The sequence below is a fragment of the Erysipelatoclostridium sp. AM42-17 genome (assembly GCF_003480255.1).
Classification (GTDB): domain Bacteria; phylum Bacillota_I; class Bacilli_A; order Erysipelotrichales; family Coprobacillaceae; genus Faecalibacillus.
Map to the genome: position 1 here is coordinate 81,277 of NZ_QUIN01000004.1, position 22,707 is coordinate 103,983.

At 29.3% G+C, this 22,707-nt stretch carries 19 protein-coding genes; 15 read left to right on the forward strand and 4 right to left on the reverse strand.

Annotation, left to right across the window (positions count from 1 at the left end; all coding sequences use genetic code 11):
- Nucleotides 1-4: 4 nt before the first annotated feature.
- The 4 genes from DW911_RS03100 to DW911_RS03115 all read left to right on the forward strand — a co-directional run bounded on the left by DW911_RS03100 (nucleotide 5) and on the right by DW911_RS03115 (nucleotide 3,551).
- Entirely contained in the window at nucleotides 5-352 is a 348-nt protein-coding gene (locus DW911_RS03100) for a hypothetical protein (RefSeq protein WP_118431875.1), read from the forward strand.
- Entirely contained in the window at nucleotides 352-1,518 is a 1,167-nt protein-coding gene (locus DW911_RS03105; protein WP_118431873.1) for a cation diffusion facilitator family transporter, read from the forward strand. The genes DW911_RS03100 and DW911_RS03105 overlap by 1 nt, the downstream gene beginning before the upstream one ends.
- 94 nt (nucleotides 1,519-1,612) lie before the next feature.
- Complete coding sequence (locus tag DW911_RS03110; RefSeq protein ID WP_118431871.1) at nucleotides 1,613-2,389, forward strand: HAD-IIB family hydrolase; 777 nt, start codon at nucleotides 1,613-1,615, stop codon at nucleotides 2,387-2,389.
- Nucleotides 2,390-2,447: 58 nt separating this feature from the next.
- Nucleotides 2,448-3,551: a metallophosphoesterase gene (locus DW911_RS03115; protein WP_118431869.1), complete on the forward strand. Its 1,104-nt coding sequence runs from the start codon at nucleotides 2,448-2,450 to the stop codon at nucleotides 3,549-3,551.
- 17 nt (nucleotides 3,552-3,568) lie between these two features.
- On the opposite strand, the gene DW911_RS03120 is transcribed toward DW911_RS03115, so the two are convergent.
- Nucleotides 3,569-3,820: a hypothetical protein gene (locus tag DW911_RS03120; RefSeq protein ID WP_118431867.1), complete on the reverse strand. Its 252-nt coding sequence runs from the start codon at nucleotides 3,818-3,820 to the stop codon at nucleotides 3,569-3,571.
- A 145-nt stretch (nucleotides 3,821-3,965) separates the two neighbouring features.
- Between DW911_RS03120 and DW911_RS03125 the strand changes: the two genes are divergently transcribed.
- The gene (locus DW911_RS03125) at nucleotides 3,966-5,396 is read left to right on the forward strand and encodes a 6-phospho-beta-glucosidase (RefSeq protein ID WP_118431865.1); all 1,431 of its coding nucleotides are present in this window, start codon (nucleotides 3,966-3,968) and stop codon (nucleotides 5,394-5,396) included.
- Nucleotides 5,397-5,817: 421 nt separating this feature from the next.
- Here DW911_RS03125 and DW911_RS03130 read toward each other — a convergent pair whose 3' ends face one another.
- Together DW911_RS03130 and DW911_RS03135 are read right to left on the reverse strand one after the other, a co-directional pair.
- Nucleotides 5,818-6,021, reverse strand: coding sequence for a hypothetical protein (locus DW911_RS03130; protein WP_118431863.1), 204 nt, complete (start codon nucleotides 6,019-6,021; stop codon nucleotides 5,818-5,820).
- A gap of 710 nt (nucleotides 6,022-6,731) precedes the next feature.
- A complete protein-coding gene (locus tag DW911_RS03135; RefSeq protein WP_118607453.1) occupies nucleotides 6,732-8,420 on the reverse strand; it encodes a Na/Pi cotransporter family protein in 1,689 nt (562 codons plus the stop codon).
- Nucleotides 8,421-8,830: 410 nt separating this feature from the next.
- On the opposite strand from DW911_RS03135, the gene DW911_RS03140 reads away from it, so the two are divergent.
- The 8 genes from DW911_RS03140 to DW911_RS03175 all read left to right on the forward strand — a co-directional run bounded on the left by DW911_RS03140 (nucleotide 8,831) and on the right by DW911_RS03175 (nucleotide 19,514).
- Nucleotides 8,831-9,259 (forward strand): MarR family winged helix-turn-helix transcriptional regulator, encoded by a 429-nt coding sequence (locus DW911_RS03140; RefSeq protein WP_118434148.1) that lies wholly within the window; start codon nucleotides 8,831-8,833, stop codon nucleotides 9,257-9,259.
- A gap of 10 nt (nucleotides 9,260-9,269) precedes the next feature.
- Nucleotides 9,270-10,994 (forward strand): ABC transporter ATP-binding protein, encoded by a 1,725-nt coding sequence (locus tag DW911_RS03145; protein ID WP_118434147.1) that lies wholly within the window; start codon nucleotides 9,270-9,272, stop codon nucleotides 10,992-10,994.
- On the forward strand, nucleotides 10,994-12,853 hold the full coding sequence (locus tag DW911_RS03150; RefSeq protein ID WP_118434146.1) for an ABC transporter ATP-binding protein: 1,860 nt from the start codon (nucleotides 10,994-10,996) through the stop codon (nucleotides 12,851-12,853). The genes DW911_RS03145 and DW911_RS03150 overlap by 1 nt, the downstream gene beginning before the upstream one ends.
- A gap of 127 nt (nucleotides 12,854-12,980) precedes the next feature.
- A complete protein-coding gene (gene galT, locus DW911_RS03155; protein WP_118434145.1) occupies nucleotides 12,981-14,468 on the forward strand; it encodes a UDP-glucose--hexose-1-phosphate uridylyltransferase in 1,488 nt (495 codons plus the stop codon).
- A gap of 12 nt (nucleotides 14,469-14,480) precedes the next feature.
- Entirely contained in the window at nucleotides 14,481-15,494 is a 1,014-nt protein-coding gene (locus DW911_RS03160; protein WP_118434144.1) for an aldose epimerase family protein, read from the forward strand.
- Nucleotides 15,494-16,774 carry a galactokinase gene (locus DW911_RS03165; RefSeq protein WP_118434143.1) on the forward strand — a complete coding sequence of 427 codons (1,281 nt, stop codon included), beginning with the start codon at nucleotides 15,494-15,496 and terminating at the stop codon, nucleotides 16,772-16,774. Before DW911_RS03160 ends, DW911_RS03165 begins: the two co-directional genes overlap by 1 nt.
- A 30-nt stretch (nucleotides 16,775-16,804) precedes the next feature.
- Nucleotides 16,805-17,689 (forward strand): PHP domain-containing protein, encoded by an 885-nt coding sequence (locus DW911_RS03170; protein WP_118434142.1) that lies wholly within the window; start codon nucleotides 16,805-16,807, stop codon nucleotides 17,687-17,689.
- A 70-nt stretch (nucleotides 17,690-17,759) separates the two neighbouring features.
- The gene (locus DW911_RS03175; protein WP_118607454.1) at nucleotides 17,760-19,514 is read left to right on the forward strand and encodes a 1-deoxy-D-xylulose-5-phosphate synthase; all 1,755 of its coding nucleotides are present in this window, start codon (nucleotides 17,760-17,762) and stop codon (nucleotides 19,512-19,514) included.
- 37 nt (nucleotides 19,515-19,551) lie between these two features.
- Here DW911_RS03175 and DW911_RS03180 read toward each other — a convergent pair whose 3' ends face one another.
- Nucleotides 19,552-20,535: a LacI family DNA-binding transcriptional regulator gene (locus tag DW911_RS03180; protein ID WP_118434140.1), complete on the reverse strand. Its 984-nt coding sequence runs from the start codon at nucleotides 20,533-20,535 to the stop codon at nucleotides 19,552-19,554.
- 161 nt (nucleotides 20,536-20,696) lie between these two features.
- Between DW911_RS03180 and DW911_RS03185 the strand changes: the two genes are divergently transcribed.
- Nucleotides 20,697-21,818 carry an aldo/keto reductase gene (locus DW911_RS03185; protein WP_118607455.1) on the forward strand — a complete coding sequence of 374 codons (1,122 nt, stop codon included), beginning with the start codon at nucleotides 20,697-20,699 and terminating at the stop codon, nucleotides 21,816-21,818.
- A 90-nt stretch (nucleotides 21,819-21,908) separates the two neighbouring features.
- On the forward strand, nucleotides 21,909-22,655 hold the full coding sequence (locus DW911_RS03190) for a DeoR/GlpR family DNA-binding transcription regulator (RefSeq protein ID WP_118434138.1): 747 nt from the start codon (nucleotides 21,909-21,911) through the stop codon (nucleotides 22,653-22,655).
- Nucleotides 22,656-22,707 lie beyond the last annotated feature (52 nt).

Sequence of the window (22,707 nt, forward strand, 5' to 3'; positions counted from 1 at the left end):
AGTTATGGAATTATATACAAAAGAAAGTTTAAAAACAGTAATGAAAGGCAATGAAGGTCATGATTTTATTTTACCTAAACCATTATTTGAAACACATCAATATGCAACAATTCGTTTAGAAGCAAAGTTAGCTTATGCAGCTATTTTAGATATACTTATGTCAAAAGCACAATATACTAAAGAAAATCTAGCATTTATTAAGGTTGATAATCCTGAAATAAAAAATACTTTAGCTCGTTTAGCTAATAAAGAAGTTAATCAAGAAAAGATGTTAAAATACATTGAAGAATTAGATCAAGTAAACTTAATTAAGGTAGAAGGACAAAATCTTTTTGTCTATGATTTAGGGTAATGATACAATATTTAGCACATATTTTTATAAAAAATCATCAAGATTATGCCAATATTAAAGTAAGAGAGCAGTACGGTTCATTATGTTCAATACTATCTATTATTTGTAATATTACATTAGTGTGTTTTAAAATTACCATGGGTTTTATTACTCATAGTGTAGCCATTATGGCTGATGGGTTTAATAACTTGTCTGATGTAGGAAGTAACTTGGCTTCATTATTTGGTTTTAAATTATCTAATAAACATGCTGATAGTGAACATCCTTATGGGCATGGTCGTTATGAATATATTGCAGGTTTAGTTATTTCCTTTTTAATTTTATTGGTAGGAATACAATCATTAAAAGATTCTGTATTAAAGATTATTTATCCAGAAAAAGTATTATTCAGTTGGATTGCTGTTATTATTTTGATTGCTTCTATTTTTATTAAATTATGGATGTATCATTTTAATGCTTTCGTTGGTAAAAAGATAGATTCATCTACATTAAAAGCAGCAAGTCAAGATAGTTTGAATGATGTTATGACAACTTTTGCTACTTTATGTTCATTAGTTTTAACATTATTTACTACGTTACCTGTAGATGGTATTTTTGGTACAATCGTTTCAATTATCGTGTTAAAAGCAGGGGTTGAAGTTTTTAAAGATACGGTTAATCCACTGTTAGGTCTTGCTCCAGATAAAGAGTTTATTCAAGAAATTAAAGATTTTATTATGTCATTTGATAAACCGTTAGGAGTACATGATATTTTGTTACATGATTATGGTCCTGGACGTTTGTTTTTAACATTACATGTGGAAGTAAATTGTCATGATGATATGATGGTCGTACATGATCAAATTGATTTAATTGAAAGAGGCATACATGAAAAATTTCATATATTGACAACAATTCATATGGATCCAATTGATGTTGAAAACAAAGATATGATAAAGTATCGTGATTTAACTCAAAAAATAGTACATGATCTTAATCCTGAATATTCGATTCATGATTTTAGAATGGTTCCAGGGAAGACGCATACAAACTTGATTTTTGATGTTGTCGTACCACCATCAGATCAGATTAATCATCAAGAACTAAAAAATATGATTACTAAAAAGATTCAAGAACAATATCCATATTGCTTTACAGTCATTCAAATTGACCATAATTATATGTAAGAGTACATTTTCAAAGTGTGCTCTTTTTTTCTCATTTTGTAAATTATTAGTATAAAAAAATAATTATGCTATAGTTACAAGCGAGGTGAACAGAATGAATAAAAAATATTTCTTTTTTGATATAGATGGGACACTTGCGGTAGGTACACCGGGAAAACAATATATACCAGAATCAACAAAAAAAGCTATAGCATTATTAAAAGAAAAAGGACATTTTGTTGCTATAGCAACAGGAAGAAGCTATGCTATGGCAGTTGATCACATGCATGATTTAGGTTTTGAAAACATGGTAAGTGATGGTGGTAATGGAATTACCATTCATGATCAGTTGATTGATATTAAGCCTTTGGATTATCAAAAATGTATTAATTTGATTAATGAGTGTAAAGAAAAAGGATTTATTTGGGCTATTTCACCAGATAATAAAACGAGAAGATTAGCACCAGATCATCGCTTTTATGATTTTACGCATGATGTTTATATGAAAACAGAAGTGAAAGAAGGATTGAATCCTTTAGATTATGATAAAATTTACAAAGTGTATATAGCTTGTTATAGTCCTGAGGAACAACAATTAGAATCATTAAAAGAGCTTCCTTGGTGTCGTTTTCATAAAGAATATTTATTTGTGGAACCAGGTGATAAATCGGTAGGAATTAAAATGATTGTCGATCACTTTCAAGGTGATTATAAAGATGTTGTTGTTTTTGGCGATGAAAAGAATGATTTAAGCATGTTTAGAGATGAATGGACAAGTATTGCTATGGGAAATGCTATTGATGAACTTAAAGCTAAAGCAACTTATGTTACTGATGATTGTGATAAAGATGGTATTTATAATGCTTGTAAACATTTTGGTTGGATTGATTAAAGTCATATAAATGACTTTTTTTCGTTATGGAGTATAATAGATATGTGGAGGGAAACATGTGTTAAAAATAAATCATATTATAAAAAAAGTAAATCAGGATTATCGTCTAATTGCTATTAGTGATATTCATTCCCATCTAGATCGTTTTAAATCGCTGTTAGAACGCGTTCATTATCAAAAAGGTGATTATTTAGTTATTGTTGGAGATTTTGTTGAAAAGGGAACCCAAACATTACAAACTATAAGATATTTAAAACAGTTACAACAAGAATCAAATCGAGTATTTGTATTATTAGGTAATTGCGAGTATGCAATAGAAACACTCATCAATGATCAACGTTATGCTAGTCAAATGATGCATTATGTCAGTCATATTGGTAAAAGCGGGATGATAGATCAAGCATTAACTGCTTTAAAACTGGATAGAAAAGCTGATCCTCATTATTTACAAAAACAAGTTCAAACTTATTTAAAGCCTTATCTAGATTACTTACATACATTACCATTATCTTTACATTTTAATGAATTTTTATTCATTCATGCTGGCATAGAAAAAAGAACAGATTGGTATAATGGCTCTTTATCATCAATGATTGAAACAAAAACTTTTTATCAAGATGGACATTGTTTGAATGATTATGTTGTAGTTGGTCATTTGCCTACTTCAAATCAATATCAAAATAAAATAGACAATCATATTATTATTAATAATGAAAAAAGGATTATTTGTTTGGATGGTGGAACAGGTGTAAAGATGATTAGTCAAATGAATGCACTTGTTGTTGAATCAAAAAATCATAAATTGACATTAAAAAAAGAATATGTACAACCTTTCCCAATCTATGAAGTTACACATTCTGTAAGTATTAATTCTAAACATGTTCATAAGATAGCATGGCCTCATTTTGAAGTTGAAATATTAAAACAGGGGCAAGAGTTTTCGTTATGTAAACAAATTGATACACAAGCAATTTTTCCAATAAAAAATGAATTTTTATACTATAAAAATAATAAAGCATACTGTTTAGATGATTATATAGATTGTTTTTTATCAGTGAACAAGGGAGATAAAATAAGGATAGCAGGGATTTATGGACATTATGCATATGGAATTTGTCATAATGATGTAGGATGGATTCCATTTGAGTATATAAAAAAATAAGAGCATAGCTCTTATTTTTATTCTTTAAAATACTTTTTTAGTGATGATTCAGCTTGTTGATCAATACTTTTTTCAAGTTTTTCTTTTAAAGAATAAGCTTCTTTTAATTTCTTTTCACTGTCATCAATTTCTTTTAAGACAATATCTTTCATTTGTTCTTTAGTGTAGTCTTTAGATTGATGATGTTTTTTTTCTTGGATGTCGTAAGTAAAGTATTTATCAAACGCATCCTTTGCTTCATCTTCTAATTTTTTTTCTAAATCACTCATATTGTTGCCTTCTTTCTTTTTACACCTGCATTATAGTTCTCGCCTATGATAAATTCAATATATTATTTTAATTTTTTAAAAAAATATTTAAAACATAGTAATTTATAGTATACTATAATAAGTAATATAAATTGGAGGTAAAATAATGGGTTTTAGAGATGACTTTTTATGGGGTGGCGCTGTTGCAGCACACCAATGTGAAGGAGCTTGGCAAGAAGGAGGAAAAGGAATCAGTTGTACTGACGTTGAAACTGCAGGTGATAATGTAACAGGAGCACCAAGAAGATTAACAGATGGTGTTATTCCTGGTGAAGATTATCCTAACCATGTTGGTGTAGACTTCTATCATCATTATAAAGAAGACATTGCTTTAATGGCTGAAATGGGATTTAAAGCATTTAGAACTTCTATTGCATGGACTAGAATTTTTCCAAGAGGGGATGAAGATCAACCTAATGAAGAAGGTTTAAAATTTTATGATGATGTTTTTGATGAATTAATTAAACATGGAATTGAACCAGTTATTACTTTATCACATTTTGAAATGCCTTGGGCATTAGCTAAAGAATATGGTGGTTTTAGAAATCGTAAAGCCATTGATATGTTTGTTAAATTTGCTAAAGTATGTTTTGAAAGATACCAACATAAAGTAAAATACTGGATGACTTTTAATGAAATTAATAATCAAGCTGATGTTACACAACATAACTTGATTCAAGAAGGTGCCATTTTACTTAAAGAAGGTGATGATGCAGAATATTTAATGTATTTATCAGCTCACCATGAGTTAGTTGCTTCAGCATTAGCTGTAAAAGCAGCACATGAAATTAATCCTGATTTACAAGTAGGGTGTATGATAGGTATGAACGGTGTTTATCCAGCTTCACCAAAACCAGAAGATGTTATGAATGCATTAGGTGCAATGCATCAAAAATACTGGTATGTAGAAGTTCATGCAAGAGGACATTATCCTCGTCATATCTTAAAGAAATTTGAAAGAAAGGGATATGATTTTATTACTGAAGAAGATAAAGCTATTTTAGAAGCAGGCAAAGTAGATTACATTGGATTCTCTTATTACATGTCATTTGCTACAAAATATCAAGGACGTAATGAAAAGACTTTTGATTATGTACCAGAAGACTTTGTTAGAAATACATATTTAAAAGCTTCTGACTGGGGATGGCAAATTGATCCTTTAGGATTACGTTGGTGTCTAAACTGGTTTAATGATCGTTTTGAATTACCAATGATGATTGTAGAAAATGGTTTTGGTGCTTATGATAAAAAAGAGGCTGATGGTACAATAGATGATCAATATCGAATTGATTATTTAAAAGAACACATTCAAGCGATGAGAGATGCTGTAGATTATGATGGTGTAGATTTATTAGGTTATACAATGTGGTCACCATTTGATATTGTTTCTGCCTCTACTGGTGAATATGATAAACGTTATGGTTTTATCTATGTTAATTATAATAATAAACATGAAGGTGATTTCTCTAGAAGTAAAAAGAAATCATTTGATTGGTATAAACATGTTATCGAAACTAACGGAGAAGAGCTAGATTAAATTAAAAAAGCCTCGTTTTTATGAGGCTTTTTTGTTTTTGTGGACGACAAACCTATAATTTTTCTATATATTCAACAAAAGCAGTACGCCTTTTTTCATAAATATAAGCGTATGTGTTCTTTAGCATTCAATAGAATGTTCCATTCTTTGGCAACTAGACTTTTATTTATTGTAGGATTGGATAGAGGATAATTGGCATGGCTATGTCGAAACCCATAGATAGTAATATGTTTAACATTAACATTCTTTAAATCCTTATTGAACCTATAACGGAATGTACCTGGATATATTGGAATGATAGCATCAAAAACATAATACTAATCATTAAAACCATCTTGTTTTTTTCACGTTTTTATTTTGGTATACGTAATACAATTAAAAAACTTATAGTATCTACATTGAGAGTAGGCAATCTTTGATTTTATTCATTTATTAAATCTTGTAATTTATCTCCTAAATGCGCCAATTGTTTAGCTATTGGTTTTTCATAATTAAAAGATTCTTGATCGTAAATAGATTCAGACAAATCTAACAACTCATCCTCACTATAATCTTTATTTTCATCAATAAAAATATCAAATTTATTCAAAAGTTCAATTTCATTTTTTGTTAAACTTAATCGCATTTCAATCTTCCTTTCCGTCTAATAGTTTTTTAGCAATTTTAAAATGTGTTTTGTGTACTGTGGTTATGATACCAATATTAGGATCTATATAAATTGTAGCATTTATTCTATGATTTTAAATGATGTTTTGCATTGTGTGTCAGTTTTGACTTATTTGTTTTTAGAGGATTTCTAATAGCATCTACTACATCAGCTATGTCTACTTCTCTATCTTGTAATCTATCTTCAAAATGTTCTGAAAAAGAGATATTTTAGTTCTGATAATTTGCCTCATTTCAATTTTATTCTTATCAGATACTTTCTTACTGCTATTATTTGAATCGTAAATTGCAGTACATATTCATTTACTGTGATCATAGAAACCCGATACTGCTTAGGAGACCATTTGCACATTTCAAGGCAGGGAATCTTATCACTTATAATTTTCTAATATAGATAGTATTATAATTGCTAGAATATATATTTTTTCTATATATATTATATAAGAAGATTTTTATTATTGTGGACGACAAATGGACGAAGCAGATTAAAAAAATATGAGTGAATATATGGAGAAAAATGGCTATTTATAGCCAAATAAAAAAGTAATAAAAATAGATGATTAATGGTAAGAAATTATAAATAGTTATTAAAAATGATTGCAGTCTATAGTGATAGACGCAATCATTTTTTTATAATAAAAAGAACTAACTTATGTTAGTTCTCAATATTTAGGCTTCTTTAAGTGTTTCGGGTTCTGGTTTAATCATCTTCATGGTATTCATAATTTTTCTTATATGATATAAACTTTCAGCAATGTTTAAACCATGGTCACCAATTCGTTCAAAGTCAGTTAGAATTTTTGTATAAATAATACTGTTTTCTGTTGTACATTGTTTTTCTTTTAAACGATGTAATTGGTTAACTGTAAATTGATGTTGTGTTTTATCAATATTGTCTTCCATCACATCAACTTTATCAACAAGATTTTTAAATTCATCATAGTCTAAGATAACTAATTCATCAAGAATATTATTACATAGACTTTCCATGATACTGATTTCTTTAATAGCATCAATAGAGAAGTGAGTATCATCTTCAGATAAAGCTTTTGCTCTATTGGCTATATTGATTGCATGATCACCAATTCTTTCTAAATCTGAAGCCACTTTTAAGAATAAGACAATTGTTTGAGATCCTTCGGTAGGAAATTCATTTGAAATAACAGCTGTTGTAAAATCGATAATTTGTTGATTTAAGTAATTAATATATTCTTCATCTTTTAATAAACGTTCATATTTTTCTTGAGAAAAATGATCAAGTAATTCAAATGATCGTTTAACATTATGATTAGCTAAATTTAACATATGTTGACTTTCATTGAATAATTGTGTATTCGCAATAGCACTTGTACCAATATGATAATCATTGTTAAAGATACTAAAATCTAGATATTTAAGTGTCATATGTTCAGTTTCATCATGTTTTTCTGGTAAAACAAGATAAGTTAAATCAACTAATTTAGTACCTATAGGAAGAAGTAAAAGAGTAGTTGTTACGTTAAATATTGTATGAACATTAGCAATCTGTGCTGCTACATTATGTGGTGTAATACTTTCAACTAAATGAGCAAATGGGAATAACATGCTAATTGTAACAAAGATGATGGTTCCAATAATATTGAATGATAAATGAATAATGGTTGTTCGTTTAGCATTTTTACTTGTTCCAATTGAAGCAAGTACTGATGTAATACATGTTCCGATATTTTGTCCAAATAAAACATAAATAGCAGATGGTAATGTCATTACGCCACTACGAGCCAATGCTTGTAGTATTCCGACTGAAGCAGATGAAGATTGAATAATAGCTGTAAATCCAGCTCCAACTAGAATACCAATAAATGGATTTTGGAATTTAGATATTAATCCTACAAATTCTGGCATTGTTCTTAAAGGAATCATCGCATTAGACATTGTTTCCATTCCGATAAATAAAATACCAAGACCACCAATAACAGTTCCTAATGCATCCAGTTTTTTACTTTTGAAAAAGACAATCATGGCTACACCAATAAAAGCAATTAAAGGGGCAATAGCTGTAATATCAATAGCGATTAACTGACCGGTAATCGTAGTACCAATATTTGCTCCCATAATGACCCATACCGCACTTGTTAGTGACATTAATCCAGAATTAACGAATCCTACAACCATCACTGTTGTTGCAGATGATGATTGAATAATGGCAGTGACTAATGCACCTACTAAAACGCCAAGAAAACAATTGGATGTTAATTTTTCAAGAATTGTTTTCATTTTGTTTCCAGCTGCGAGTTCTAGTCCATTAGACATCATATTCATTCCATATAAAAATAGGGCTAAACCACCTAGCATAGAAAATATATTTGCTAATTTCATACAAAACCTCCTATATCCTTACGTAGATTAACATTTTCTTAACGTAATGTAAATAAACTTTACATTTTCTTAACATTAAATTTATCTTTAGATTAGAATAGACGGTTTTATGCGGGTTTAGGTGAGTTAGATTAAGTTAGAATGAGTTGTTTATCATTTACAAGTAACAAACAAGTAACAAACAAGTAACAAACAAGTAACAAAGACTTTTTAAATAAAATGGATTAGAAGTAAATCTTCTCCATTTCTTTTGACAAATATTCAATTATTTTAAGAATATATCTATAATCGTTATAGTATGGTAAATAACAAATTTGATAATAAAAATTGTTTTTTAATTGACAATAAGTTCAATCAGTTATAAAGTTAGGCTGCTAATAGTTAGGATGCTAATGTAAAGAGGAGAGCTTATGAAAATACCATTTTATTTAATGCTTTTTAAAACACAACATGCACAAAGACAAAAAAATTGGAATGTGATGGAAACTTATAATCTATCACCAGGACAACCGAAAGTATTACGATATATAAATCAACATGAAAATTGTAAATTAAAAGACATTGCATTAGAGTGCGATATAGAACCAGCAACAGTAAGCAAGATGATTGATAACTTAGAAAAAAAGAAAATGTTAACAAGGAAAATCAATCCTAGTAATAAAAGAGCTTATCAACTTAATATTACTGAATTAGGGAAAAATGCTTTAGATAAATGGAATGAACATTGTTTAGAGGTGGAACATGTTTCTTTACAAGGTTTTAGCCCTCAAGAAATAGATCAATTTAAGGATTATTTATCTAGGATGTATAAAAATTTAACTAATAAGGATTTAAAGTAGGAGGTTTTTTATGATGAGACGTTTTTTTTCTTATGCTAAAAGATATAAAAAACAATTTATTATTGCTTTTTTATGTGTTATTGGTGAAACAGTATTTGAATTAATTATCCCGGTATTGATGGCAAATATTATTGATTATGGGGTTATGCAAAATAATTCAATATACATTATTAAACAAGGAATCATGATGGCTATTTGTGCTGTTTTGGCGTTAATCTTAGGGGTTTTATATTCACGTTATGCAGCTGAGGCAGGTCAAGGATTTGGTAAGGAATTAAGAAAAGAAGAGTATGAAAGAGTTCAAAAATTTTCTTTTTCTAATAGTGATCATTTTTCTACTTCTTCTTTAATTACAAGATTAACCAGTGATGTGACTATTCTTCAAAACACGATATGTAATGGGTTTAGACCGTTAGTAAGAGCACCATTTATGTTTTTAATGGCATTGTTTTTAACAATTAAACTTAATGCAAAACTTGCATTAGTATTTATTATTGTTGCCCCTGTTTTAGGAATAGGACTTTATTATATTGTTAAAAACGTAGGTCCAATGTTTAGAAAAATGCAAGCCAATATTGATGAAGTTAATACAGTAGTCCAGGAAAACCTTATTGCGATAAGAACTATTAAAGCCTATGTTAGAGGTGATTATGAAAATAGTAAGTTTGCTCGTATTAATCAACAATTAAGGAATCATAGTGAAAAAGCTTTCCGTCTATCAGTAATGAATATGCCTTTATTTCAGTACATGATGTATACAACGATTGTTTGTTTATTATTTTTTGGTAGTCAAATGATTTTTGCTGGTGAAATGAAAATAGGGGAATTAACAGGTTTTTTAAGTTACGTATTACAAATATTAAATGCCTTAATGATGATTTCCAACGTCTTTTTAATGATAGCAAGATCAATTGCTAGTATGGAACGTATTTTAGAAGTGATGGATGAAGTACCAAGTATTAAAGATTGCCCTCAACCGCTCATGAACATTAATTCAGGAACAATTGATTTTAAACATGTTTATTTTAAATATAACCAAGAAGCCAAAGAAAATGTTTTAAGTGATATTAATTTACACATTGACTCTGGTTCTACTATTGGTATTTTAGGAGGAACTGGTTCGGCTAAAACAAGCTTAGTTCAGCTTATTGATCGTTTGTATGACGTAAGTCAAGGAGAAGTATGTATTGACTTACATAATGTCAAAGATTATTCATTAAAAGTGTTAAGAGACAATGTGGCTATGGTATTACAAAAGAATACTTTATTTTCAGGCACAATTAAAGAAAACTTATTATGGGGTAATAAAGATGCAAGTGAGCAGGAAATAAAATGGGCTTGTAAACAAGCCTGTGCTGATGAGTTTATTGAACGTTTTCCTGATGGTTATAATACTTACTTAGAACAGGGTGGAACAAATTTATCAGGAGGGCAAAAACAAAGATTATGTATCGCAAGGGCATTACTAAAACATCCTAAAATATTAATTTTAGATGATTCAACAAGTGCTGTTGATACTGCAACCGAAACATATATCAAAAATGCTTTAAATGCACTTCAAGATACAACTAAAATTATTATTGCTCAAAGAGTTTCGTCGCTACAACATGCCAGTCAAATTATTATTTTAGATAATGGTAGAATACATGCTGTAGGTAGTCATGATGATTTATTAAAAAATGACAGTATATATCAAGATATCTATTATTCTCAATTAAAAGGAGTTGATTTATAATGGCAAGACAAATAACAAGTGCTAAACCAAAAAATCTAAAAAAAACGTTAGCTTCTTTTAAAAAATATATCGGTTTACATAAAATATCATTTGTTTTAATTGCTTTATTAGTTATTATGAGTACTTCAATTAGTTTATGGGGAACTTATTCGATTAAAACAGTCGTTAATGAATATGTATTAAAAAATGATTTTCATGGTTTGATTCAATTTATTATTTTTATGGCTATTATTTATTTTATTGGGGCAACGAGTACGGCTATTTATAAACAACTCATGGTTCATACAGCGCAAAGTATTGTTCAAGAAATGAGAAATGATTTATTTTCTAAAATGCAAAAATTACCTATTACGTATTTTGATCAACATCCTCATGGAGAAATCATGAGTCGATTTACTAATGATTTAGACACGGTTCAAGATGCTTTAAATAATTGCTTTGATACATTGATTCAAAGTTTTATTATGATTACAGGAACTTTATTTTTAATTTTTGTTTTAAGTTGGCAATTATCTCTTATTGTATTTGCTTCAATGATTGTCATGTATTTTTTAATCCAATATCTTACTAAAAAAAGCAAAATATATTTTAAAAAACAACAAGCTTCTATGGGGATACTCAATGGTTTTATTGAAGAAATGATAGATGGGAGTAAAGTTGTTAAAGTATTCAATCATGAAGTAGAAAATTCAAAAGAATTTGATCAAAAAAATCAAGATTTATTTCATGAAGCAGTAGAAGCATTAACCTTCTCTGGAAGAACTATTCCTACTGTAGTGAGTATTTCATATTTTAATTATGCTTTAGTTGCAACTGTAGGTGGATTGTTTGCAATAAATGGTGTGATGGATATTGGTAGTTTATCGTCTTACTTGGTGTTTGTTAGACAAACAGCCATGCCAATTAATCAGTTTACACAACAACTTAACTTTATTTTAGCTGCGATGGCGGGGGCTGAAAGAATATTTGATTTGATGAATGAGATAGAAGAAATTGATGAAGGTCAAGTTACTTTATGCAGGGTCAATATTAATGAAAATGGTTTAATGGAAGAAACTAATGTAAATACTGGACATTGGGCATGGCGTCATCCTCGAAAAGATGGAACTGTTGAATTAGTTGAATTAAAAGGAGATGTACGTTTTCATCATGTTGATTTTGGATATCAAGAAAATCATATGATTTTAAAAAATATAGAATTGTTTGCTAAACCGGGTCAAAAAATTGCTTTTGTAGGAAGTACAGGTGCTGGAAAAACAACAATTATTAATTTGATTAATCGTTTTTATGATATCAATAAAGGAAGTATTACTTATGACGGTATTGATGTTAAATTAATTAAAAAAGATGATTTAAGACATTCTATATCTATTGTTTTACAAGATACACATTTATTTAGTGGTACTATTAGAGATAATATTCGTTATGGTAAGTTAGATGCGAGTGATAAGGAGGTAGAGGAGGCAGCCAAACTTGCTAATGCTGATGGTTTTATTAGAAGATTGCCTCAAGGATATGATACTTATTTAAGTGGTGATGGGGCAAACTTGTCTCAAGGACAACGACAATTATTAGCAATCGCAAGAGCAGCTATTGCTAATCCACCAGTTTTGATTCTTGATGAAGCGACAAGTTCTATTGATACGAGAACTGAAAAATTAATTGAAAAGGGAATGGATCGCTTAATGGAAAATCGAACAGTATTTGTAATAGCACATCGTCTTTCAACTGTTAAAGATGCAAATGCAATTATGGTCATGGATCATGGTAAAATTATTGAACGAGGAAATCATGACGATTTATTAAATAATAAGGGTCGTTATTATGAATTATATACAGGGAAAACAGAATTAGATTAAAGGCACTACATAACGAAGTGTCTTTTTTGTTTAGTAAAACTGATTATATTTACTTAAATGTTTAGTAAATATAATTGACTTTGTTTACTTAAATGATACAATTATAGTGTATGAATGGGGGATAAATATGAATCATCAAATAAATCGACTTATCCAATATGGATTACAACATCAACTTATAAGCAAATGGGATCAAGATTACAGCATTAACTTATTATTAGATTTGTTTCAACTAGAAGATTTTCAAAAAGAAACCATTTGCGAACCATTAGAAAGATGTGATGATATTTTAAATCATATGCTAGATTATGCATGTCTTCATGGTATTATTAACGATACTGTTACTGAACGTGACTTGTTTGACACGCGGATTATGAATTGTCTTATGCCACGACCTAGTGAAGTCATTAATCAGTTTAATCAGCTTTATTTACATTCACCAAGGGAAGCTACTCAGTATTTCTATCATCTGTCTTTAAGTTCTCATTATATTCGAAAAGAAAGAATTGAAAAAAATATCTCTTTTAAACGTTTTAGTCAATATAGCGAATTTGAAATTACAATTAACTTGTCTAAACCTGAAAAAGATCCTAAAGAAATTGCAAAAATGAAAAATGTAAAATCGAGAGGGTATCCAAAATGTTTATTATGTAAAGAAAATGTAGGTTATGCAGGAAGAATGAATCATCCAGCACGACAAAATCATCGTATTATCCCTGTAGAACTAGATCACAGTCAATACTATTTACAATATTCACCTTACGTTTACTACAATGAACATTGTATTGTTTTTAATGAATCGCATATACCGATGGTAATCAATAAAGAGACATTTAAAAAATTACTTTCTTTTGTTGAACAGTTTCCACACTACATGTTAGGAAGTAATGCTGATTTACCAATTGTCGGAGGTTCAATTTTAAGTCATGATCATTTTCAAGGTGGATGTCATCATTTTCCAATAGAAAAAGCAGAAATTATTAAAACAATACATCAAGATGCTTTTCCTCAATTAAAAATTGAAATTGTTAAATGGCCTTTATCAACAATTCGTTTGACTTCTAAAAATAAAGAGGATGTGATTGAATATAGTGATAAGATATTAAGTAATTGGATTCATTATAGTAATCCTTCTTTACAAATTTTAGCTTATAGTGATCAAACAAGACATAATACCGTCACGCCTATTGCAAGAATGGTAAATGGAGAATATCAAATGGATATTGTATTAAGAAATAATCGTACAAATGAACAATATCCTGACGGCATTTTCCATCCTCATCAAAATTTGCACCATATTAAAAAAGAAAATATTGGTTTAATTGAAGTAATGGGACTTGCTGTTTTACCAGCACGATTAAAAAATGAATTAACTTTATTGAAAGATTGTTTATTAGGTAATAAGAATATTGATGAAATCGATGAAATAAAAAAACATAAATCATGGTATGTACAATTAAAAAATCAATACCAAATGAGTAAAACAAATGTAGACGAAATATTAAGTCAAGAACTTACCAATAAATATGTTCAAGTATTAGAAGATGCTGGTGTTTTCAAAATGAATGATGAAGGCATCGGTGCCTTTGTTTCTTTTGTAGAAAATATAGAATAAGAGGAGATAAATATGATTACAGTAACAAAAAAAATAGATGATCAAATTGATTTACTTACAATGAAAAATGATGAATTAGAAATCGTTGTATCTAATTATGGATGTACAATTGTTAAAGTTTTAATGAAAGATAAAGAAGGAAATAGAGATGATGTTGTTTTAGGATATGATGATTTCAGTCAATATCAAACCTTAGATGCCTATCTTGGTGCTTTAGTTGGTAGAGTGGCTAATCGTATAAAAAAGGGAGAATTTACATTAAATGGTGAAACATATCATCTGCCTATTAATAATGGTCCTAATTCATTACATGGTGGGATTAAGGGCTTTTCATATCAAGTATTTGATTACCAAATTGTTAATGATTACACAATAGAATTTCATTATGTATCTAAAGATGGTGAAGAAGGTTATCCTGGAGAACTAGATTTTAAAGCAATCTATACTTTGAATCATGATACACTTACGATACGTTATCTTGCTTCTTCATCAAAAGACACACTGATCAATATTACTAATCATTCATATTTTAATTTATCAGGTAAAAGAGAAAATATTTATCGACATTTATTAAAAGTACATGCTCATCAATTTGCATGTGTAGACAAAGATGGTTTAACAACTGGCAAAATGAGAGATGTAACTGATACACCATTTGATTTTAATGAATTTTCTTATATTGGTGAAAGAGTAGAGATGGAAGATGAGCAGTTAAAATTGGGTAATGGTTTTGATCATCCATTTATTTTCAATAAAAAAGAAAATCAAGTGGAATTATTTCATCAAGGAACAGGTAGAAAATTAACAGTATCAACAACTTTACCAGGGGCTCAAATTTATACAGCCAATTATTTAGATGGTCGTTTAGGCAAAGAAGGACAACATTATTATCAAAGAGATGCTGTTTGTATTGAAACTCAAAATTTACCAGATGCGATTCATATTGAAAAAAATCCAAGTACAATTTTAAAGAAAGGAGATTTATATGATGAAACAACATCATATAAGTTTGAGGTGATTAAATAATGAAAAAAGCGAGTTTAATTATTGAAGATATTAAAAACAATCAACTTAATTCAACATTTGAAACAATTTATGTTGATACAAATCTTATTGAAGGACAAAAAGAAAGATATATTCAAGCACTTCACAAATATATTGAAGTATATGGTGATCAAGAAGTTGAAATCTATAGTACTCCTGGAAGAAGTGAAGTATGTGGTAATCATACTGATCATCAACATGGTGAAGTCCTTGCTGCAGCAATCAATCTTGATATGATTGCAGTTGTTTCTAAAAAAGATAAAGGAGTTAAAGTATTATCGGATGATTATGATATTCGTGAAATTCCTATATATGATTTAGAAATGAAAGAAAATGAGAAAGAAAGTTCAGAAGGACTTATTCGTGGCGTACTCGCAAAATATCAAGATTTAGGATATCAAATTGGTGGCTTTAATGCATATATGACAAGTGATGTTTTACAAGGATCAGGACTCTCTTCATCAGCTGCTTTTGAAGTAATGATTGGAACAATTTTATCAGGTTTATATAATGAAATGAAAATTGATCCTGTTGTCATTGGTCAAGTTGGCCAATATGCAGAAAATGTATATTTTGGCAAACCTTGTGGTCTAATGGATCAATGTGCTTGTTCGGTCGGAAGCTTAATTCATATTGATTTTAAAGATCCTCAGCAACCATTTGTTGAAAAAATAAATGTGGATTTTAAAGAATTTAAACATAGTTTATGTATTGTTGATGTACATGCGTCTCATGCCGATTTAACACAAGATTATGCTTCTATCCCTTATGAAATGAAAGAAGTCGCTCATTATTTTAATAAAGAATTTTTACGCGATGTAGATGAACAAGAATTTTATCAACATATTCCTCAAATAAGAGAAACTTTACAAAATGATCGAGCAGTTTTACGTGCTATTCACTTATTTGCAGAAAATAAGCGTGTTGAAAAAATTGTATCGGCATTAAACAATAAAGATTTCGAAACATTCAAAATGATTATTAGTGAATCAGGAAATAGTTCATTCCAATATTTACAAAATATCTATTCTAATCAATATACTACAAAACAAGCGGTTTCTTTAGCTTTGGCTTTATCTAAGGATATTTTAAAAAATCATGGTGTTTGTCGTGTACATGGTGGTGGTTTTGCAGGAACAATTCAAGCCTTTGTAGAAGATGATTATGTTGATACTTATAAACAACAAATTGAAAAGTATTTTGGTAAAGATTCTTGCCATGTTTTAAAGGTAAGAGGTGTTGGTGGAACGAAGGTTTATTAGCCCATACTTTGTAATATGAAGGAGAAAAATATGAACCAATTTATTGATTTGCATATGCATAGTTATTATAGTGATGATGGTGAATATACACCTTGTCAGTTAGTTGAAATGGCTCATCAAAAAGGCATAAAAATTATGGCTATTGCTGATCATAATTATGTAAAAGCTAATCAAGAAGCTTTGAAAGAAGCAAATAAATATAGTATGAGTTATATTCCAGCTATTGAAATTGATTGTACTTTTAAAGATATTGATTTGCATGTTTTAGGTTATGGTATTTCATCTAGCCAATTTAATGAATTAGGAGATGCTATATTAAATCAAGAGTTGCAAGCTAGTGAAAAGAAGATTCAACTTGTTGAACAATTAGGTTTTCAAGTTAATCGAGATAAACTTGCTGAGTTGACGAATACGGGTGTTTATACCGGTGAAATGTTTGGAGAGCTTTTATTAAATGACGAACGATATCATGATCATGAGTTATTAAAACCTTATCGTCAAGGAGGAAGTCGTAGTGATAATCCTTATGTTAACTTTTATTGGGATTATTTTTCACAAGGGAGACCTTGTTATGTACCGATTGTTTTTCCCTCTTTAAACAAAGTAATTGACCTAATTCATCATGATGGCGGGATTGCAGTTTTAGCACATCCTGGACAAAACTTAAAAGGAAGATTTGAAGTGTTTGATGATATGATTAAATTAGGTATTGATGGCGTAGAATCCTTTTCAAGTTATCATAATCAAGAAACTAATGATTATTTTTATCGTAAGGCTATTAAAAATCATTTGATGTATACTTGTGGTAGTGATTTTCATGGTAAAACGAAACCATCAATTAAACTTGGACAAATGGGATGTTTTATTGATGAACACGAAATAGAAGAACAACTAAAAAAATATAATTTAATTTAAAAAGCATATTGACTTGAAGTTAACTTTAAACTTTATAATAGCCTCATCTTAAAGAGATGGAGGCTATTTTATGTTAGAAAAGATTAATAACCCAAAAGATTTAAAACAATTAAATTTATCTGAATTAAATGAATTAGCTGATGATTTAAGATCAACTTTAATGAATCGTTTAAGTAAAAAAGGGGGTCATTTTGGACCTAACTTTGGAATGGTAGAAGCAACAATTGCTTTACATTATGTATTTAATTCTCCTATTGATAAATTTGTTTTTGATGTATCACATCAAAGCTATTGTCATAAAATGTTGACGGGAAGAAAAGATGCTTTTGTAGCTGATGAACATTTTGGTGATGTTTCAGGATATACAAATCCTGAAGAAAGTAATCATGATTTTTTTAATGTAGGACACACTTCTACATCTGTTAGTTTAGCATCAGGTCTTGCTAAGGGACGTGATTTGGCTGGCGGTCATGAAAATATTATTGCCATTATTGGTGATGGTTCTTTAAGTGGTGGAGAAGCATTAGAAGGATTAGATTTTGCTAGTGAATTACATAGTAATTTTATTATCGTTGTTAATGATAATGATATGTCAATTGCAGAGAACCATGGTGGTTTATATCACAATTTAAAAGAATTAAGAGAAACAAAAGGACAATGTGAAACTAATCTTTTTAAAGCGATGAATTTAGATTATATTTATTTAGATGAAGGTAATGATATAGGAAAACTTATTGAAACATTTAATCAAGTTAAAGATATCGACCATCCAATTGTTGTTCATATTCATACAATTAAAGGGAAAGGTTATCATGAAGCAGAAATTCATAAAGAAGATTGGCATTGGTGCATGCCTTTTAACCAAGAAAATGGACAACCATTAGATACAACATATCATCAAAATTATGGTGATTTAACATGTGATTATCTACTTGATAAAATGAAAAAAGATCCTCGTGTTGTTGCTGTGGTTGCAGGGGTACCGACTAATATTGGATTTACTGAAGATAAAAGAAAACAAGCAGGAAAGCAATTTGTTGATGTTGGAATTGCTGAAGAACATGGGATTGCTTTAGTTTCGGGTATTGCTAAAAATGGTGGTAAACCTATTTTTGCGACACATTCGAGTTTTATGCAACGTACTTATGATCAAATTAGTCAAGATTTATGTATTAATCAAAATTCAGCTACACTTATTGTAAATACGGCATCCATTTATGGTATGAATGACATTACTCATTTAGGTATTTACGATATTGCGATGATGTCTAATATTCCAAATCTTATTTATTTGGCACCTACAAGTAAAGCAGAATATTTTGCAATGCTTGATTGGTCAATTGAACAAAATCAGTATCCAGTAGCCATTCGTGTTCCTTGTAATGGTGTGATTGAAGATGACAGAGAAGTAGATCAAGATTATAGTCAGTTAAATCGTTATAAAATTGAAAAATTAGGTGAGAAAGTGGCTATTTTAGCCTTAGGTGACTTCTATCAAATTGGTGAAGAATTAGCCAGTGAAGTTGAAAAACAATGTGGATTTGTACCGACACTTATTAATCCTCGTTATATTACTGGCATCGATGAAACAGTTTTAACTTCATTAAAAGACTATCAATTAATTATTACTTTAGAAGATGGTATTCTAGATGGTGGCTTTGGTGAAAAAATCAGTCGTTATTTTGGATTAAGTGATGTAAAAGTAAAGAACTATGGTTTCAAAAAAGAATTCTTAGATCGTTATGATTTCCATGATATTTTAGAAAAAGAAGGTATTACAATTAACCAAATGCTGAATTTAATCAAAAATACAATTCAATCATAATACATGCTAAAAAATCCTACCTATTAAGGCAGGATTTTTATTTACATGATTCTCTTTCGATTAAAAAACATGGCATGAGTATTTTTATAGGAGATAAGTTTTCATGTCGATTATAGGCATCAAAAAGATGTCTTGCTCCCATATATCCCATATCAAATGTTGGTGCAAAAATGGTAGTAAGTGGGGGATCAGTATAATTCGTTGTTTCAATATTATCAAATCCCATTAATGAAATATCTTCAGGTACTTTTATATGATGTTCTTTTAATGCTCTTAAAGCTCCAATTGCAATTGGATCACTAGCAGCAAAGATAGCAGTTGGTAATTGATTGTTCATAATTAACTCATTGGTCATATTAAAACCAGCTTCAATGGAAAACTGTTCCTCTAAAATTGTATATTTTATATCATTTTCAAGACAGTATTTTTCAAAATATTGTTTTCTAGGATCAGGGTAAAGTTGTTCGTTAATATATTCTTTACCACCAAGATAAGCGATAGCAGTATGTTTAATAGTAAGGTAGTCCATTGCTTTTTTGATTGCATTTTTAAAATCTAAAATAATACAGCATTCATGAATAGGTTCGATATTCATATCTAAAAAAATAATATTAGGGCATATTCTTTTAAATTGTTCTATATCTTGTTGACTGTATTTACCAATGCATACAAGTCCTTGGATATGATCTAAATGATTTAAGTAATCAATATCGGTTTGAAAAACTCTTTTAATTCCAATTTTATTTTGAAAACAAAATTCTTCCACACCTTGACGGATACTTAAATAATAGGGATCTTCAGTTTCTTGAACAGGTGATAGCCATTGAATAATGCCGATTGTCATGACAGTTTCTATTATTTTCTTTTTTCTTTTTTTATTATAGCCAAGCTGGTTTGCTGCATCAATAACTCTTTGTCGAGTTTCTTGAGGCACATTTAATGTCAAATCATTGTTAAGAATTCTTGATACACTTGCACTTGATACACCAGCTAAATGCGCAATATCTTTAATTGTAGCCATAAATACCTCCAATCTAACTGTATTCTAGCATTTACTAAATTTAAAATCAATATTTACTAAAACTCAGTTGTTCACATAATTATTCACAATGTGAATAACTTCAAAAAATACTTGTCCTCAAGTTAAGTTTAAGGTTTATAATGAAATAGGAGGAAAAGGTTATGGAAAAGAAATTAGGATTTGGATTGATGAGATTACCATCATTAGATGCAAATGATCCATCAAAAATTGATATTGAAGAAACTAAAAAAATGGTTGATTCATTTATTGAACAAGGATTTACATATTTTGATACAGCTTGGATGTATTGTGGCTTTGCTAGTGAAAATGCTGCTAAAGAAGCATTGGTTTCACGTTATCCAAGAGATGCCTATACACTTGCTACAAAATTACATTCAGGTTTTATTAAAACAAAAGAAGATCGTGACAAAATCTTCAATGAACAATTAAGTAAAACAGGAGTAGATTTTTTTGATTATTATTTAATTCATGATATTAATTCACATAGCATTGAAACTTATAATAATTTAGAAGTTTTTGATTGGCTTCAAGAAAAGAAAAAACAAGGATTAGTCAAAACAATTGGTTTTTCATTTCATGATGGGCCAGAACTTCTTGATCAAGTTTTAACTGAACACCCAGAATTTGAATTTGTACAATTACAAATTAATTATCTTGATTGGGACAGCGCAGGTGTGCAATCACGTAAATGTTATGAAGTAGCTACAAAACATCATATTCCTGTATTTGTTATGGAACCAGTTAAGGGAGGAACACTTGCTAATGTACCTGAAAGTGTAGAAAAGATGTTTAAAGAATATCATCCGGATATGTCTATTCCATCTTGGGCTATTCGTTTTGTTGCCAGCTTAGATAATGTTAAAATTGTTTTAAGTGGTATGTCAAATATGGCACAATTAACAGATAATACAAGTTATATGAGTGATTTTAAACCTTTAAATGATGAAGAATATACTTTAATTAAAAAAGCAGTTAAAGAAATTAATTCATCTATTAAGATTCCTTGTACGGGATGTTCTTATTGTACAGATGGATGTCCAATGAATATTAATATTCCTAAATACTTCTCATTATATAATGCCGATTTACAAGAAGTAGAAAGTAAAGGATGGACACCACAAGGCGAATACTATAATAACCTTACTAAAAAATTTGGTAAAGCAAGTGAATGTATTGAATGTGGACAATGTGAAGGTGTTTGTCCACAACATCTTGAAATTATTAAAGGATTAAAAGAAGTAGCAGCTCATTTTGAAAAATAGAACTTTGTTCTATTTTTTCTTTTATATGAAAGAATGGTTAGTTGTATATGAAATTAAAATATGATATTCTTTTTTTAAAGGAAGGATCGTATGAATAAAAGACACAATCAAATATTAGAATTATTAACAAAAAACAAAAAAATAGAAGTAACAACACTTTCTGAAATGTTAAAAGTATCTCAAGTGACAATAAGAAAAGATTTAGCTTATTTAGAGGAATGTGGATTATTAATTAGAGAACATGGCTATGCTAGATTAAATAACAGTGATGATATGAATATTAGATTAGCCTATCATTATAAACAAAAATTGGAAGTAGCTAAAAAAGCAGCTGAATTGATTCATGATGGTGAAACACTGATGATTGAATCTGGTTCATGTTGTGCTTTGCTGGCTTTAGAGATTGCTAAAACAAAAAAAGATGTGACACTGATTACTAATTCTGCATTTATTGCTGATTATGTTCGTAAATATTTCCAAATAAAAATTATTTTATTGGGTGGTGAATACCAACACGAATCACAAGTGATGGTGGGACCAATGATGTCTAAGTGTGCTGCGACTTTTTTTGTAGATAAACTTTTTATTGGTACTGATGGTTTTAGTATAACAACTGGTTTTACGGGAAATGATTATATGCGTTGTGAGGCGGTTAAAGATATGGCAAAACAAGCTAATCAAGTTATTATAGTCACTGAGTCTGATAAATTTCATCAAACAGGGATGGCTAATTTGATATCACTTGATCAAGTGTCAAGTGTTTATACTGATTCGGGTATTCCTCAAGAAATAGAAGAGTACTTCAATGAAAAGAAGATTAAAATTGAAAAAGTATAGGCTATTCAAATAATTTAGGGGGTTCAACTTTGGGGGTCTACTTTAGGGGACA

What these genes read in the sequence shown, in the direction of transcription:
- DW911_RS03150 (WP_118434146.1), top strand. Translation starts at nt 10,994, where the DNA reads ATGGCAAGACAAATAACAAGTGCTAAACCAAAAAATCTAAAAAAAACG.
- DW911_RS03180 (WP_118434140.1), bottom strand. Translation starts at nt 20,535, where the DNA reads ATGGCTACAATTAAAGATATTGCGCATTTAGCTGGTGTATCAAGTGCA.
- DW911_RS03100 (WP_118431875.1), top strand. Translation starts at nt 5, where the DNA reads ATGGAATTATATACAAAAGAAAGTTTAAAAACAGTAATGAAAGGCAAT.
- DW911_RS03135 (WP_118607453.1), bottom strand. Translation starts at nt 8,420, where the DNA reads ATGAAATTAGCAAATATATTTTCTATGCTAGGTGGTTTAGCCCTATTT.
- DW911_RS03160 (WP_118434144.1), top strand. Translation starts at nt 14,481, where the DNA reads ATGATTACAGTAACAAAAAAAATAGATGATCAAATTGATTTACTTACA.
- DW911_RS03165 (WP_118434143.1), top strand. Translation starts at nt 15,494, where the DNA reads ATGAAAAAAGCGAGTTTAATTATTGAAGATATTAAAAACAATCAACTT.
- DW911_RS03110 (WP_118431871.1), top strand. Translation starts at nt 1,613, where the DNA reads ATGAATAAAAAATATTTCTTTTTTGATATAGATGGGACACTTGCGGTA.
- DW911_RS03145 (WP_118434147.1), top strand. Translation starts at nt 9,270, where the DNA reads ATGATGAGACGTTTTTTTTCTTATGCTAAAAGATATAAAAAACAATTT.
- DW911_RS03120 (WP_118431867.1), bottom strand. Translation starts at nt 3,820, where the DNA reads ATGAGTGATTTAGAAAAAAAATTAGAAGATGAAGCAAAGGATGCGTTT.
- DW911_RS03125 (WP_118431865.1), top strand. Translation starts at nt 3,966, where the DNA reads ATGGGTTTTAGAGATGACTTTTTATGGGGTGGCGCTGTTGCAGCACAC.
- DW911_RS03170 (WP_118434142.1), top strand. Translation starts at nt 16,805, where the DNA reads ATGAACCAATTTATTGATTTGCATATGCATAGTTATTATAGTGATGAT.
- DW911_RS03185 (WP_118607455.1), top strand. Translation starts at nt 20,697, where the DNA reads ATGGAAAAGAAATTAGGATTTGGATTGATGAGATTACCATCATTAGAT.
- DW911_RS03190 (WP_118434138.1), top strand. Translation starts at nt 21,909, where the DNA reads ATGAATAAAAGACACAATCAAATATTAGAATTATTAACAAAAAACAAA.
- DW911_RS03140 (WP_118434148.1), top strand. Translation starts at nt 8,831, where the DNA reads ATGAAAATACCATTTTATTTAATGCTTTTTAAAACACAACATGCACAA.
- DW911_RS03175 (WP_118607454.1), top strand. Translation starts at nt 17,760, where the DNA reads ATGTTAGAAAAGATTAATAACCCAAAAGATTTAAAACAATTAAATTTA.
- DW911_RS03105 (WP_118431873.1), top strand. Translation starts at nt 352, where the DNA reads ATGATACAATATTTAGCACATATTTTTATAAAAAATCATCAAGATTAT.
- DW911_RS03130 (WP_118431863.1), bottom strand. Translation starts at nt 6,021, where the DNA reads ATGCGATTAAGTTTAACAAAAAATGAAATTGAACTTTTGAATAAATTT.
- galT (WP_118434145.1), top strand. Translation starts at nt 12,981, where the DNA reads ATGAATCATCAAATAAATCGACTTATCCAATATGGATTACAACATCAA.